General features: G+C 70.5%; 14 protein-coding genes. 5 read left to right on the forward strand and 9 right to left on the reverse strand.

The annotated features are described in order from the left end of the window. The first annotated feature begins 31 nt into the window (after positions 1 to 31). From hutH to ABEA33_RS23455, 5 genes are read left to right on the forward strand one after another with little or no spacing between them, the layout of a single operon-like run. Positions 32 to 1,600: a histidine ammonia-lyase gene (gene hutH, locus ABEA33_RS23435; RefSeq protein ID WP_345529504.1), complete on the forward strand. Its 1,569-nt coding sequence runs from the start codon at positions 32 to 34 to the stop codon at positions 1,598 to 1,600. After that, positions 1,597 to 3,267 (forward strand): urocanate hydratase, encoded by a 1,671-nt coding sequence (gene hutU / locus ABEA33_RS23440; protein WP_345529505.1) that lies wholly within the window; start codon positions 1,597 to 1,599, stop codon positions 3,265 to 3,267. The genes hutH and hutU overlap by 4 nt, the downstream gene beginning before the upstream one ends. 19 nt (positions 3,268 to 3,286) lie before the next feature. Then, positions 3,287 to 4,297 carry a M48 family metallopeptidase gene (locus ABEA33_RS23445; RefSeq protein WP_345529506.1) on the forward strand — a complete coding sequence of 337 codons (1,011 nt, stop codon included), beginning with the start codon at positions 3,287 to 3,289 and terminating at the stop codon, positions 4,295 to 4,297. Positions 4,298 to 4,335: 38 nt separating this feature from the next. Further along, positions 4,336 to 5,799, forward strand: coding sequence for an amino acid permease (locus ABEA33_RS23450; RefSeq protein WP_345529507.1), 1,464 nt, complete (start codon positions 4,336 to 4,338; stop codon positions 5,797 to 5,799). After that, positions 5,796 to 6,671, forward strand: a complete 876-nt coding sequence (locus ABEA33_RS23455) for a universal stress protein (protein WP_345529508.1) — start codon at positions 5,796 to 5,798, stop codon at positions 6,669 to 6,671. The genes ABEA33_RS23450 and ABEA33_RS23455 overlap by 4 nt, the downstream gene beginning before the upstream one ends. An 86-nt stretch (positions 6,672 to 6,757) precedes the next feature. On the opposite strand, the gene ABEA33_RS23460 is transcribed toward ABEA33_RS23455, so the two are convergent. The 9 genes from ABEA33_RS23460 to ABEA33_RS23500 all read right to left on the reverse strand — a co-directional run bounded on the left by ABEA33_RS23460 (position 6,758) and on the right by ABEA33_RS23500 (position 14,203). Beyond that, positions 6,758 to 6,901, reverse strand: coding sequence for a hypothetical protein (locus ABEA33_RS23460; RefSeq protein ID WP_345529509.1), 144 nt, complete (start codon positions 6,899 to 6,901; stop codon positions 6,758 to 6,760). Between the two features lie 72 nt (positions 6,902 to 6,973). Continuing rightward, a complete protein-coding gene (dtd, locus tag ABEA33_RS23465; RefSeq protein WP_345529510.1) occupies positions 6,974 to 7,405 on the reverse strand; it encodes a D-aminoacyl-tRNA deacylase in 432 nt (143 codons plus the stop codon). Further along, positions 7,402 to 8,268 (reverse strand): HpcH/HpaI aldolase/citrate lyase family protein, encoded by an 867-nt coding sequence (locus ABEA33_RS23470; protein ID WP_345529511.1) that lies wholly within the window; start codon positions 8,266 to 8,268, stop codon positions 7,402 to 7,404. The genes dtd and ABEA33_RS23470 overlap by 4 nt, the downstream gene beginning before the upstream one ends. Position 8,269: 1 nt before the next feature. Then, positions 8,270 to 9,367: an HpcH/HpaI aldolase/citrate lyase family protein gene (locus ABEA33_RS23475; RefSeq protein WP_345529512.1), complete on the reverse strand. Its 1,098-nt coding sequence runs from the start codon at positions 9,365 to 9,367 to the stop codon at positions 8,270 to 8,272. A 253-nt stretch (positions 9,368 to 9,620) separates the two neighbouring features. Next, entirely contained in the window at positions 9,621 to 10,466 is an 846-nt protein-coding gene (locus ABEA33_RS23480) for a 3-hydroxybutyryl-CoA dehydrogenase (RefSeq protein ID WP_345529513.1), read from the reverse strand. 31 nt (positions 10,467 to 10,497) lie between these two features. Then, positions 10,498 to 10,842, reverse strand: a complete 345-nt coding sequence (locus tag ABEA33_RS23485) for a hypothetical protein (protein ID WP_345529514.1) — start codon at positions 10,840 to 10,842, stop codon at positions 10,498 to 10,500. A gap of 20 nt (positions 10,843 to 10,862) precedes the next feature. Beyond that, positions 10,863 to 11,378: a DnaJ family domain-containing protein gene (locus tag ABEA33_RS23490; protein ID WP_345529516.1), complete on the reverse strand. Its 516-nt coding sequence runs from the start codon at positions 11,376 to 11,378 to the stop codon at positions 10,863 to 10,865. Between the two features lie 27 nt (positions 11,379 to 11,405). Beyond that, positions 11,406 to 12,869, reverse strand: a complete 1,464-nt coding sequence (locus ABEA33_RS23495) for an MFS transporter (protein WP_345529517.1) — start codon at positions 12,867 to 12,869, stop codon at positions 11,406 to 11,408. After that, positions 12,866 to 14,203, reverse strand: coding sequence for a M20/M25/M40 family metallo-hydrolase (locus tag ABEA33_RS23500; protein ID WP_345529519.1), 1,338 nt, complete (start codon positions 14,201 to 14,203; stop codon positions 12,866 to 12,868). The genes ABEA33_RS23495 and ABEA33_RS23500 overlap by 4 nt, the downstream gene beginning before the upstream one ends. Between the last annotated feature and the right edge of the window lie 48 nt (positions 14,204 to 14,251).

Consider the following 14,251-nt stretch of genomic DNA (forward strand, 5'->3'; position numbering starts at 1 on the left):
CCCGGCTGCGCGGGGCGACCACGATGGAGTCATGACGACCGGCTCTCCTGACCTGCCCGCGACCGTCGAGGTCGGCATGGCCGCGGTCACGTTCGACGACCTGCTCGCGGTGGCCCGGCACGGCGCGCCGGTGCGGCTCGGCGACGACGCCCTGGCCGCGATCGACCGCGCCCGGGCCGTCGTGGACGAGCTCGCCCAGGCGCCCACCCCGGCGTACGGCATCTCGACCGGCTTCGGCGCTCTCGCCACCCGCCACATCCCCACCGAGATGCGTGCCCAGCTGCAGCGCTCGCTGGTGCGTTCGCACGCCGCTGGCTCGGGTCCCGAGGTGGAGCGCGAGGTGGTGCGCGCCCTGATGCTGCTGCGCTTGTCGACGCTGGCGACCGGCCACACCGGCGTACGCCGGGAGACGGCGGAGCTCTTGGCCGGGCTGCTCGCGCACGGGATCACGCCGGTGGTGCGGGAGTACGGCTCGCTCGGCTGCTCGGGCGATCTCGCTCCGCTGTCGCACTGTGCGCTGGCGCTGATGGGCGAGGGCGAGGTGCGCGACGCGTCGGGGACGCCGCTGCCGGCGGCCGAGGCGCTCGCCGCGGCTGGGCTGACCCCGGTCGAGCTGGCCGCGAAGGAGGGCCTGGCGCTGATCAACGGCACCGACGGCATGCTCGGCATGCTGGTGCTGGCGATCGCCGACCTGCGGATGCTGCTCAAGACGGCGGACATCGCGGCGGCCATGTCGGTCGAGGGCCAGCTCGCGACCGACCGGGTCTTCGCGCCGGAGCTGCAGGCGATCCGCCCGCACCCCGGGCAGGCCGCGTCGGCCGCCAACCTGGTGGCGCTGCTGGCCGGGTCGGGCGTCGTCGCCTCGCATCGCGGCCCCGACTGCAACCGCGTCCAGGATGCATACTCACTGCGCTGCTCGCCGCAGGTGCAGGGCGCCGCGCGCGACACCGTCGAGCACGCCGCCATGGTCGCCGGACGCGAGCTCGACTCGGCCGTCGACAACCCCGTGGTGCTGGCGGAGGAAGGTCGCGTCGAGTCGAACGGCAACTTCCACGGTGCCCCGGTCGCCTACGTGCTCGACTTCCTCGCCATCGTCACCGCGGACGTGGCGTCGATCAGCGAGCGCCGTACGGACCGGTTCCTCGACAAGGCCCGCAACCACGGGCTTCCGCCGTTCCTCGCCGACGACCCCGGCGTCGACAGCGGCCACATGATCGCGCAGTACACCCAGGCCGCGATCGTCTCGGAGCTGAAGCGGCTCGCCGTGCCGGCCTCGGTCGACTCGATCCCGTCGAGTGCCATGCAGGAGGACCACGTGTCGATGGGGTGGTCGGCCGCGCGCAAGCTCCGCCGCTCGGTCGACGGCCTCACCCGCGTCGTCGCGATCGAGGTGCTCACCGCGGCCCGAGCCCTCGACCTGCGCCGTCCGCTGGAGCCGGCGGCCGCCACCGGCGCGGTCGTCGACCTGCTGCGGTCCTCCGGCATCGAGGGCCCCGGCCCAGACCGCTACCTCTCGCCCGAGATCGAGGCCACCGTCGAGCTGGTCGCCTCGGGCGCCGTCCTGTCCGCCGCCGAGTCCGTCATTGGAGAACTGCGATGAACGACGCTCCCCTGAACCCCCGCCTGCCCATCCGCGCCGCGCACGGCACCGAGCTGACCGCGAAGTCGTGGCAGACCGAGGCGCCGCTGCGGATGCTGATGAACAACCTCGACCCCGAGAACGCCGAGCGTCCCGAGGACCTCGTCGTGTACGGCGGCACCGGCAAGGCGGCGCGCAACTGGGAGGCGTACGACGCCCTGGTCCGCACGTTGACGACGCTCGAGGACGACGAGACGATGCTCGTGCAGTCCGGCAAGCCGGTCGGTGTGATGCGGACCCACGCGTGGGCGCCGCGGGTGCTGATCGCCAACTCCAACCTGGTCGGCGACTGGGCCAACTGGGAGGAGTTCCGCCGGCTCGAGGACCTCGGGCTGACGATGTACGGCCAGATGACCGCCGGGTCCTGGATCTACATCGGCACCCAGGGCATCCTGCAGGGCACCTTCGAGACGTTCGCCGCCGTCGCCGACAAGAGGTTCGACGGCACGCTGGCCGGCACCATCACCGTCACCGCGGGACTCGGCGGCATGGGTGGCGCGCAGCCGCTCGCCGTGACCATGAACGACGGCGTCGTGATCTGCATCGAGTGCGACCAGAGCCGCATCCAGCGCCGCATCGACCACCGCTACCTCGACGTCCAGGCCTCGTCGCTGGCGGAGGCCGTCGAGATGGCCGTCGCCGCGCGTGACGAGCGCCGACCGCTGTCGATCGGGGTGCTCGGCAACGCCGCCGAGCTGCTGCCGGCACTGCTAGAGATGGAGGCCCCGATCGACATCGTCACCGACCAGACCTCGGCGCACGACCCGCTCTTCTACCTCCCGATCGGCGTGCCGTTCGAGGAGTGGGAGGCCCGGCGTACGGCGGACCCGGCCGCGTTCACCAAGGAGGCGCAGGCGTCGATGGCCGTGCACGTCCGGGCGATGGTGGAGTTCCAGGACAAGGGCGCCGAGGTCTTCGACTACGGCAACTCGATCCGCGACGAGGCGCGCAAGGGCGGCTACGACCGGGCATTCGAGTTCCCGGGCTTCGTGCCGGCGTACATCCGTCCGCTCTTCTGCGAGGGCAAGGGCCCCTTCCGGTGGGCGGCCCTGTCCGGCGACCCGGCCGACATCGCCGCGACCGACAAGGCGATCCTCGAGCTCTTCCCCGACAACGAGCGCCTGCGGAGGTGGATCACCATGGCCGGTGAGCGCGTGCAGTTCCAGGGACTGCCGGCCCGGATCTGCTGGCTGGGGTACGGCGAGCGCCACCTCGCCGGGCTCAAGTTCAACGAGATGGTCGCGTCCGGCGAGCTGAAGGCGCCGATCGTGATCGGCCGCGACCACCTCGACTGCGGCTCGGTCGCCTCGCCGTACCGCGAGACCGAGGCGATGCTCGACGGCTCCGACGCCATCGCCGACTGGGCGCTGCTGAACGCGCTGGTCAACACCGCGTCGGGCGCATCGTGGGTCTCCATCCACCACGGTGGCGGCGTCGGCATGGGCCGCTCGATCCACGCCGGTCAGGTCTGCGTCGCGGACGGCACCGCCCTGGCCGCCGAGAAGATCGAGCGGGTCCTCACCAACGATCCCGGCATGGGCGTGATCCGGCACGTGGACGCGGGCTACGAGCGTGCGGCCGAGGTGGCCGCCGAGCGCGGCGTGCGGATCCCCATCCAGGAAGGCTGATCGCCTCTACAGTGAGCGCGTGAGCCAGCAGCCGGCCCGTTCTCGGGCAACGTTGACCGACATCAGCTCCCGTGCCTGGGAGCACCCCGCCGACCAGGGCGCGCTGGTCGCGCTCCGGAAGCTCAAGGGCTTCGACACGCTGCTGAAGACCATGTCGGGCCTCTTCAACGAGCGCACCGTACGCCTGGTCTTCCTCGGGTCCGCGATCCGCGTGGACGACCGGCAGTTCACCCGGCTGCACCGGATCCTGGGCGAGGTCGGCCGCACCCTGGACGCCCCGGAGCTGCCCGAGCTCTACGTCGTGGCCAACCCGGTCCCGAGCGCGCTCACCATCGGCATGAACAAGCCGTTCATCGTGCTCAACTCCGGCCTGGTCGACCTGCTCGACGAGGACGAGCTGCGGTTCGTCGTCGCCCACGAGCTCGGTCACGCGATGAGCGGTCACGCGGTCTACCAGACGCTGCTCCAGCGGCTGCTCCAGTTCAGCGGCGTTCTGACCGCCATCCCGCTCAGCGGCCTGGGTGTCCGCGCGATCGTGGCCGCTCTCTACGAGTGGTCGCGGAAGTCCGAGCTGTCCGCCGACCGGGCCGGGCTGCTCGCGACGCAGGACCCGGCGACGGCCTTCCGGGTGCACATGAAGCTTGCCAGCGGCGGCCACCTCGACGACCTCGACGCGACGTCGTTCTTCGCCCAGGGCCAGGAGTACGACGAGGCCGACCTGCGGGATTCGGTGCTCAAGATGCTGCTGGTCGAGAACCGGTCGCACCCGTTCCTCGTCGTACGCGCCACCGAGCTGCGCCGCTGGGTCGACTCGGGGGAGTACACCCGGATCCTCGCGGGCGACTACCCCCGCCGGCAGGACGACGACCAGGCCACCGTCTCCGACGCCGCCAAGGCAGCGGCGAAGAGCTACTCCGAGAGCTTCAAGCAGAGCCAGGACGCTGTCGGCAAGATGGTGCACGACGTGGCCGGTGTGCTGGGCAGCATGAAGCTGTGGCTGGACGAGACGCTGCGTCGGGGCGAAGACTGAGCAGCTCAGAACTGCCTCTGCTCGGGTAGGAGCCCGCCATGAGCGTCGACGTCGGACCCCGGCCCACCCTCGCCCAGCAGCTGGTGCGGCGCAAGCCGATCAAGCTCCAACGCGGTCCGCACGACGGGCCGGACCTGAAGCGCAGCTTCGGGACCTTCCAGCTGATGATGTTCGGCGTCGGCGCGACCGTCGGCACCGGCATCTTCTTCGTCCTCCAGGAGGCCGTGCCCGACAGCGGTCCGGCGGTGATCATCTCGTTCCTGGTGGCCGGCCTCGGTGCCGGGCTCTCGGCGCTCTGCTACGCCGAGGTCGCCAGTGCGATCCCGGTCAGCGGCTCGACGTACTCCTACGCGTACCACGCCCTCGGCGAGCTGGTGGCGATGGTGATCGCCGCCTGCGTGCTGCTCGAGTACGGCGTCTCGAGCGCCGCCGTCGCGGTCGGCTGGAGCGGGTACTTCAACGAGCTGCTCGACAACCTCTTCGGCTTCTCGCTGCCGGACGCGCTGTCCTACTCGCCGATCCCGTACGAGGACAACACGACCGGCATCATCAACCTGCCGGCCGTCGTGCTCGTGACGATGTGCATGGTGCTGCTGATCCGTGGCGCGAGCGAGTCGGCCCGGGTCAACACCGTGATGGTGCTGATCAAGCTCGGCGTGCTGCTGATGTTCGTGGTCATCGGCCTCACGGCCTGGAACGGCGACCACTTCGACGGCTTCTGGGACAAGGGCGCGGCCGGCATCTCGGCGGCGGCCGCCACGATCTTCTTCTCGTTCATCGGGCTCGATGCCGTGTCGACGGCCGGCGAGGAGGTGCGTGACCCCCAGAAGGCGCTGCCCCGCGCGATCATGGGCGCCCTCGGCGTCGTCGTGACCGTCTACGTGCTGGTGGCGATCGCGGGACTCTCGGCGCAGCCCGCCTCGGAGTTCTCGGACCCGGAGCAGCAGGATGCCGGCCTCTCCGTGATCCTGGAGAACGTCACCGGCCATGCCGCCTGGGGCACGGTGCTCGCCGCCGGCGCGGTGATCTCGATCTTCTCGGTCACGTTGGTGACGCTCTACGGCCAGACCCGGATTCTCTTCGCCATCGGGCGAGACGGGATGCTGCCGGAGAAGTTCTCGTCGGTGAGCCCGCGCACGCTCACGCCGACCTTCAACACGATCGTCGTCGCGATCGTGGTCGCGCTGATCGGTGGCTTCGTCCCGGCCGACTACCTGTGGGACACGGTGTCGATCGGCACCTTGATGGCGTTCATCGTGGTGGCGCTGGGCGTCCTGGTGCTCCGGCGTACGCAACCCGACCTCGAGCGACCGTTCCGGGTCCCGCTCTTCCCCATCACCCCGCTGCTGACGATCGCGGTCTGCATCTACATCCTGTCCGGCCTGGCGGCGGTGACGTGGGTGATCTTCGGGGGCTGGCTGCTGGTGGTCCTGGCCTTCTACTTCCTGTGGGGCCGCCGACACGCGGCGCTCAATTGCGGCGTCGAGATCACCGAGTCATGACGATCGTCGTCGGCCATCCGACCCGTACCCACGACCGCGCGGCGATCTCGCTCGGCGCGATGCTGGCCCGGTCCATCGGCACCGACCTGTTGGTGGTCTCGGTGGTGCCGGCGCCGTGGCCGACCCTGGTCGCGGGCAACGTCGACAAGGAGTTCGCCGCCTGGTCACGTGAGACGGGCGCCGCAGCCGTCGCCGACGCGGAGCGCGTGCTGGCCGAGGTCGCCGCGGACCTCCAGGCCCGAGCCGTTGCCGTCCCAGGTCGCTCGGTCCCGACGGCCCTGCTGGAGCAGGCAGCCGGAGTCGACGCCGGGCTGGTCGTCGTCGGCTCCGCCGAGGACGGCGCGTGGCAACGGGTGGGCCTCGGCTCCACCGCCGACCACCTGCTGCACGCCGCGCACGTCCCCGTGGCCGTGGCGCCGCGGGGCTTCGCCACCCACGCCGTACCCCGGTTCGATCGGGCGACCTGTGCCTTCCGTGCCGACCGCGCGTCCAGCGACGTGCTGCGCCGTACGACCGAGATCTGCGCCGCTGCCGGGGCCGAGGTGCGGATCGCGACCTTCGGCGTCCTCGGCAAGACGATGTACCCGCCGGAGATACGCGGCGAGCAGGACGTGCTCGACTCGTTCGTCGAGCAGTCCGAGGCGGCCCTGCGCGACGCGGCGGCCGCCACGGGTCTCCGCGACGTCGAGCACGTCGTCGCCACCGGCCGGGACTGGGCGGAGGCGGTCGGACGGCTCGAATGGCGCCACGACGACATCCTCGTGCTGGGCTCCTCGCCACGCGGCGTGCTGGCGCGGGTGTTCATCGGGTCGCACGCCAGTCGGATCATCCGGCACAGCCCGGTCCCGGTGGTCGTCGTACCGGAGTCGTGAGAGCCGAACGTGCGTCGAGACACCCGAAGTGGTTCTCCAGGCAGCGTTCGGCCAGCCATTTCGGGTGTCTCGACGAGATTCGGGCGCTAGAAGACCCTGCGCCGGGTGCCGCCGATCGGGACCAGGTTGAGCACGATGCCGACGACCAGCAGGATCGCGCCGATCGTGGTCAGCACCGGGATGCTCGCGATGAGTCCGATGATGAGCAGGATGAGTCCGAGGATCACCATTGTGTTTCTCCCTCCGTCGTGGCCCGGGTTCGGGCCAAGGACGTGGGTACCCGTCGTCTCGGAGGGCAAACGTCAGCGAGGACTCTCGAGGATCATGGTGATCGGACCGTCGTTGACCGACGACACCTGCATGTCGGCGCCGAAGACGCCGCGCTCGACGGTCGCGCCGAGGTCGGCGAGGGCGGCGCAGACCGCGTCGTACAACGGCTCGGAGAGCGGCCCCGGGGCCGCGGCCTGCCAGGTGGGACGCCGGCCCTTGCGGGCGTCGCCGTACAACGTGAACTGGCTGACGACGAGCACCGGTGCCGAGACGTCGGAGGCGGACTGCTCCTCGCGGAGGATGCGCAGGTCCCAGATCTTGCGGGCGATCCAGGTGACGTCGGCGGGGCCGTCGTCGTGGGTGACGCCGAGGTAGACGAGCAGCCCGGCGCCATCGATCGCGCCGACGGTCGCGCCGGCGACGGTGACGCTCGCGCCGAGGACGCGCTGGACGACCGCCTTCACGCCTGGAGGGCGGCGATCGCCTCGTGGATGCTGAGGGTGCGGCGGGCGGACTCGACGTGGAGGTTCTCGACCATCCGGCCGTTGTAGGTCACGACGCCGGTGCCCTTCCCGTCCTCGAAGGCCTGGATCAGGCCGCGGGCGTCCTCGACGGCCTGCTCGCTCGGCGCGAAGGCGGCGTTGGCGCCCTCGACCTGGCCGGGGTGGACCAGCGTCTTGCCGTCGAACCCCATCTGCCGGCCCTGGTCGCACTCGGCGAGGAAGCCCTCGGTGTCCTTCACGTCGTTGTAGACGCCGTCGAGGATCGAGATGCCGGCCGCGCGAGCGCCGAGCAGGGCGGTGTGCAGGCTCGGCAGGATCGGGGCCCGACCCGGCACGTGCTCGGCGTACAGCTCCTTGACGAGGTCGTTGGTGCCCATCACGAAGCAGGTCAGCCGCTCGGACGCGCGGGCGATGCTCAGCACGTCGAGGATGGCGATCGGCGTCTCGATCATCGCCCAGAGCTTGGTGTGGTCGGGGGCGCCGTGCTTCTCGAGGGTGGCGACGAGCTGGGCGACCTCGGCGGCGCTGTTGACCTTGGGCACGACGACCGCGTCCGGCCCGGCCTGTGCGGCAGCGGCGAGGTCGGCGTCGTGCCACTCGGTGCCGATGCCGTTGACCCGGATGGTGAGCGTACGGCGGCCGTAGTCGCCGCTCGACGCGGCTGCTGCGGCGGCCTCACGTGCCGTCGGCTTGGCATCGGGGGCGACGGCGTCCTCGAGGTCGAAGATCACCGCGTCGATGGGCAGCGTCTTGGCCTTCTCCACTGCCTTGGCGTTGGAGCTGGGCATGTAGAGGACGCTGCGCAGCGGCGTGAAGTCGGCCATCTCAGTCCACCTCGCTCTGTTGATCTTCGATGCTGTCGTACGCCTTCTTGAGCTCGGGATCGATCGCGGCCAGCTGCTCGGCGAGCTCCACCATCACCAGGCACTGCTTGAGGGAGGCGTCGTCCTCCATCTTGCCGTCGAGCATCACCGCGCCGGTACCGTCACCCATGGCGGCCGCGACCCGGCGGGCGTGTGCGACGTCCTCGACGCTGGGGCTGAAGACCCGGTTGGCGATCGCGATCTGCTTGGGGTGCAGGCTCCAGGTGCCGACGCAGCCGAGCAGGAAGGCGTTGCGGAACTGGTCCTCGCACGCGACCACGTCGGCGATGTCGCCGAACGGCCCGTAGTAGGCGTAGATGCCGTGCATCGCACAGGCGTCGACCATCCGGGCGATCGTGTAGTGCCAGAGGTCCTGCTGGTACGTCGCGCGCTGGGCCTCGAGGTTGGCGACGCCGCCCTCGCGGGGCGGGTCCTGGCGCACCAGGTAGCCGGGGTGGCCGCCGCCGACGCGAGTGGTCTTCATCCGGCGGTCGGCGGCGAGGTCGGCCGGGCCGAGGCTCAGGCCCTGCATGCGCGGGCTGGCGCCGCAGATCTCCTCGACGTTGGCCACGCCGCGGGCGGTCTCGAGGATCGCGTGGATCAGGATCGGCCTGTCGAGCCCGGCCTTCGCCTCGAGCTGCGCGAGCAGGCGGTCGACGTAGTGGATGTCCTCGGCGCCCTGCACCTTCGGCACCATGATCACGTCGAGCTTGTCGCCGATCGCGGGGACCAGCGTGGTGAGGTCGTCGAGCACCCAGGGGCTGTCGAGCGAGTTGATCCGGGTCCAAAGTTGGGTGGGTCCGAAGTCCGTCTTCTTCGCGATCTCGACGAGACCCTCACGGGCGGCGACCTTGTTGTCCGCCTTGACCGCGTCCTCGAGGTTGCCGAGCAGCACGTCGACCGTCCCGACCATGTCGGGGATCTTCGCCGCCATCTTCGGGTTGCTCGGGTCGAAGAAGTGGATGGCCCGGCTCGGCCTCGCCGGGATGTCGGTCAGGGGCATCGGGGCCCCCACTGCCAGGGGCCGGAAGAAGTCCTTCGCGCTCTGCGATCCGCTCATGTCGCGGAACGTAGCAGCGGATGGCTACGCGCCGGTATGACGGATCTGACAGGTGCGGGGTTTTCATCAGGGGATGGCTGCGGTTTCATCGGCGGATGGCTGCGGTTTCATCAAGGGATGAGGTCGAATCTGCACTTCCCGCGGTGAGTACGGCGAGGGAACTGCAGGTCGACCTTCATCCCTTGATGAAACCGCGGCGGTCGCGCAACTGCAGGTCGACCTTCATCCCTTGATGAAACCGCAACGGCCGCGCTCAGGCGTACGTGTAGAACCCGCGCCCGGTCTTGCGACCGAGCAGCCCGGCGTCGACCATCCGCTGCAGGAGCGGCGGGGCGGCGTACAGCGGCTCCTTGAACTCGTCGTACAGCGACTCGGCGACGGCCTTGGTGGTGTCCAGGCCGATCAGGTCGGCCAGCGCGAGCGGGCCCTGCGGGTGGGCGGCACCGAGCACCAGGCCGCGGTCGATGTCCTCGGCGGAGGCGAAGCCGGACTCGAACATCCGGATCGCCGAGAGGATGAACGGGATCAGCAGCGCGTTGACCACGAAGCCCGCCCGGTCCTGGCAGTCGATCGCCTGCTTGCCCAGCGAGCCCTCGACCCAGGCCCGGGACCGCTCGGTGGTGTCGGTCGAGGTCAGCAGCGACGGCACCAGCTCGACCAGCTGGAGCACCGGCACCGGGTTGAAGAAGTGGATGCCGATCACCTGGGTCGGGCGGGAGGTGACCACGCCGAGCTTCATGATCGGGATCGAGGAGGTGTTGGACGCGAGGATCGCGTCCGGTGCCTCCACGATCTGGTCGAGCTGCTTGAACAGCGCGACCTTCGCGGCCTCGTCCTCGACGATCGCCTCGACCACGACGTCACGGTCCGCGACGGAACCCAGGTCGGTCTCGACCCGGATCCGCGCGAGTACGGCGGAGGCGGAGTCGATCTTGCCCTTCGCCTCGGCGCGCTGCAGCGACTTCTCCAGGCGGCCGAGCGCGGCCTTGCCGGCGTCCTCGTTGGACTCGATCACGATCACGTCGTGCCCGGCTCGGGCGCTGACCTCGGCGATGCCCGACCCCATCAGGCCACCGCCGACCACTGCCACGTTCTTCATGAGCTTCCCTCTCCACGCCACACCGAATTCATCAGCGACGATTCCACCAGTGCCGGGGCCTCGACTGCGCGGCGGGTTCGCCCTGTGGGACGTCAAGTGTGACCTGGTCCTCCTGCGAGGCGTCGGCGGTGGCTTCCTCCCGCAAGAGCGCCAGCCCTGGGGGGAGTACGGCGTCGCGGTCACGCTCGGCCAGCTTCGCGGCCCACCACTCCGGGTCGAGCTCGGTCCCGGGTTCGGGCGGCAGACCGTGCTGGCCACGCTCGACGGCGCGCCTGGCTTGGAGATCGAGCCAGCTCTGCTGCTCGTGACGCCGGGCCGCGGCGATGGCCCGCTGTGCGGCACGACCGTCGTCGTGACTCTCGTCGTACCCGGACACCAGCGCACCTCCTGCCTGGCTCAGCGTAGTCGGCGCCACCAGCGCCGACGCTTCGGCGGGTCGGCCGGCTGGAAGCGAAGAGGGCGGCGGACCAGCCGGCGTTCGTTCCAGGCCTCGATGGTGGCGTCGACGTCGCGCGGCATCGTGATCAGAGGTGGTCCGGCGGAGAGGGAGTAGCGCGCCCGGATCACGCGCTCGTTGAAGTCCTCCACCTCGCGCCGTACGTCGCCCTCGACGTTGAGCTTGTCGAGCCGCTCATCGAGCTCGGCGTCCTCCTTGCGTAGCGCGATGCTGGGCGGGAGTACGGCGATCCGCTCGCGCTCGACGAGCTTCTTGAGCCACCAGTCGGGGTCGTGCTCGCCGCCCAGGCCTTCGATCGGCTTGCCGGCGCCGGGCAGGTTGTCGAACTCGCCCCGCTCCTGCGCCTGGCGGATCTGCAGATCGACCCAGGTGTTCTGGTGCTGGATCCGGGCGGCCGCGGCCGCCCGATCGGCCTCGCGACTGCGTGGCTGGTCCTCTTCCTCGGGCTCCGGCATCGGGCACCACCTCCTGCCCGGTCCAGGTTACTGAACGAGGGGGAGAGCCTCGGCCTCCTCCGCCACCCGCTTCGGCATCATCAGCAGCGCGCAGGCGGCGAGCAGCGCGGCGACCGCGCAGATGGTCCAGACCGTGAGGTAGCCCGACAGTGGTGCGTGGCCCTCGGTCGGGTCGTCGATCGAGCCCGTCGCGGACAGTGCGATCGCGAAGATCGCGGAGGCGATCGCGCCACCGATGGTCTTCGTCGCATTGGTCATGCCGGTGGCGAATCCCGTGCGCTCCGGGGGAGCGGCTGCGGCGGCCGTCGCCGGCAGGGCCGCGACCAGGGCGCCGGAGCCAAGGCCCGCGACCGCCATGTTGATCAGCGCCTGGTAGGTCTCGTGGTGGAACGGCAGCCACAGCGCGTAGCCGATCGCGACCAGCACCGACGACGCCACCAGGGCGTTGCGTGGACCGAGCAGTCGCGCCGTGAGTGGCAGCGTGAAGGCGCCGATCGCGAGGAAGATGACGTAGACGCCGATCAGGGTGGACACGAAGCTCGCGCTCGCGCCCAGCCCGTAGCCGGCCACGTCGGGGTCGGTGCGGGCGAAGGTCGACAGTGGGATCTGCGCGCCGAGCACCGACATGCCGAAGAGGAACGCCGTCAGCTGCACCGGCCACTGGCCGGGAGTCCCGAGCAGGCGTACGTCGACGAGCGGCTCGGTCTGGACCAGCTCGTAGCGGCCGAAGATGGAGAGGACGACGAGGCCGAGCGCGATCAGCGCCCACGGGAGCGGGCTGGCCGGACCTTCGAGCCGGATGGCGATCAGGCCACCCATCACGAGGCCGATCGAGGAGCTGAGCAGGACCAGGCCGCCGACGTCGATGCCGCCGGTGGCGGTGCCCTCCATGTCCGCGATGCCGAACCAGATGACGACGAAGCAGAGGGTCACGGCGACTGCGGGAAGCGCGAGCAGCACGGTCATCGACGTCGCGTCGACCAGCGCGCCACTGGTGAGCGCGCCGATGATCACGGCGAGCTCGAGAGCGCCGACCAGGACCGCCGCGGACCGGCGGGTCAGCTGGTGCTGTCGGCCGGTGCCCGCCGTACGCCGGTAGATGATCGCCACCTCGAGAGGCAGCCAGACGACGTACGCACCCTGGAGCGCGGAGCCGATCAGGAAGGTCGTGAAGGACGGCGCGAAGGCCATCACCCACGAGCCGAGCGCTGTCACGGCGGTCGAGAGGAGCAGCACCTTCTTGTGGCCGACCAGGTCGCCCATCCGAGCCAGGGGAGGCACGACGAGCGCCGAGACGATCAGCTGCGCGGCCTCGAACCAGTTGACGTCGGCGTCCGCGATGCCGAGGTGGTCGGCGATGTCGCTGAAGATCGGCGTGTAGTAGCCCTGCAGGATGCCGCTGGCGAGCTCGACGCAGACCAGGAAACCGACGATCGTGAAGAGGCCCCTGGTCCGCGGGTCGTTGAGGGTGGCAGCCACGGGCGAGCTCACTGGGGGATCCTCTCGATGAGGCGCTGGTACCAATGCACGCCGTCGACGAAGGCGTCGACCCCGAGGTGCTCGTCGTACGAATGGATCGACTCGCGTTGCGCCTTCGTCATCCGGAACGGTGCGAACCGGTAGACCCGGGGGCAGATCTCGGTGAAGAACCGCGAGTCGGTGGCCGCCATCATGACGTACGGCGCCGGGATCGCGTCGGGAAAGACCTCGGTGATCGTCGACTCGATCAGGCCGAACGCCTCGTCGTCGTACGGCGAGACCGGGCTCGGCTCGTTCTGCTCGACGACGGTCACCTGCACCTGGTCGTCGCCGATGGTCTTGCGGACGTGCTCGAGCACGCCGGCGACGGTGTCGCCGACCATGATCCGGATGTTGACGCCGGCCTTCGCGGTCGAGGCGATCACGTTCAGGGCCGGCGATCCGGAGAGTGTGGTGATCGCGAACGTCGTCCGCGTCATCGCCGCCGGCTCCGCGCCTGCCGCGATCAGGGCGCGGGTCAGCACCGGCCGCATCTTGTCGGCGTTGGCCATCAGGGGCCGGAGCGCGCGGGGAGCGTGCGGCGCCATCCGGCGCAGCAGCTCGATCGTGGGTTCTGGCACGCTGGCTGCCATGTGATGCCGGTCGAGCTTGGTGAGCGCCTTGGCCAGCCGCACGGTCGGGCCGTTGCGCCGGGGGGTCGAGGCGTGACCGCCGCGGCCGTCGACCCGCAGCTCGAGGGAGGTCACCCCCTTCTCGGTGACGCCGACGACGCCGACCGGCGCCGAGACGCCGGGGAAGGCCTCGGACGCGATCGCGCCCCCCTCGTCGATGACGAACCACGGCTCGACCCCGCGCCGCCGCAGCTCCTCGACGGCGAGCCCCGCCGACGTGCCGGACACCTCCTCGTTGCAGCCGAAGGAGAGCCAGACGTCCTGCTCGGGGGTGAAGCCCAGCTCCAGGAGGTTCTCGACGGCCACGCAGATCGCGACCAGCTCGCCCTTGTCGTCGAGGGTGCCCCGGCCCCAGACCGCGCCGTCGTGGATCTCCGCACCGAACGGCGGGTGCTGCCAGGACGCGTCCTCCTCGACGGGTACGACGTCGAGGTGGGCCATCAGCACCACCGGCTTCTGCGCCGATCCTGGGCGGCTGCGGCCGACCCAGTGGAAGAGCAGGCCGTGGGTGTCGACCCGGGTCAGCTCGAGCCGCTTGTGGAGCATCGGGAACTGCCGCGCCAGCTCGGCCACGAACTCGTCGAACGCGGCGACGTCGATCAGGTCCGGGTCCCGGTGGGAGACCGTGGGAATGCGGACGAGCGCCTGGAGCTTGGCGACGGAGGGGTGTGTCACCAGGGGAGGGTAATCCCCGAGGCATGGTCTGAGATCCGAGACCCCGCC

It is taken from the genome of Nocardioides endophyticus (assembly GCF_039543845.1).
Classification (GTDB): Bacteria; Actinomycetota; Actinomycetes; order Propionibacteriales; family Nocardioidaceae; genus Nocardioides; species Nocardioides endophyticus.